This is a genomic window from Segatella salivae DSM 15606 (genome assembly GCF_000185845.1).
In the GTDB taxonomy this organism is placed as follows: Bacteria; Bacteroidota; Bacteroidia; order Bacteroidales; family Bacteroidaceae; genus Prevotella; species Prevotella salivae.
The window spans coordinates 102,053-102,555 of record NZ_GL629647.1 but is presented as its reverse complement, the minus strand read 5'-3'; positions in this window follow the sequence as shown (position 1 = coordinate 102,555).

The window sequence follows — 503 nt, the reverse complement described above, 5'->3', positions numbered from 1 at the left end:
TCTTTTGTTGATTGAATTTTGCTTTATTGTTTCTCTTATATTTTTAATTTTCTCCCCTTGGCCTAAATATACATCTCTTGGTGTAAGATTATCCAACGATTCATGAAACCTTCTCTCATTATAGTATCGGCTGCAACGACGAAATCATGCTCCACATGTTCCAATAGACCTCTTTCATGCAGAATACGATAAAAGCTTGATTCTGAAATATTGCTGTCTGGTAAAACTAAAAAGTATGATTTTTCGTGCAGAATTGTCTCAAAATAGGCAATTCCGCATTATCTTTGAAATCCAAGCCCCTAATCCTGGAAGGAACTCCTGTAAACTTCCACACGGAAGCATGAAAAAATGATTTTTAGCCCTAGAGCGTCGCGCGCAAGCATGAAAAAGAGATTTTTAGCCCCAGAGCGTCGCGCGCAAGCATGAAAAAGAGATTTTTAGCCCTAGAACGTCGCGCGCAAGCATGAAAAAGAGATTTTTAGCCCTAAAGCGTCGCGCGCAAG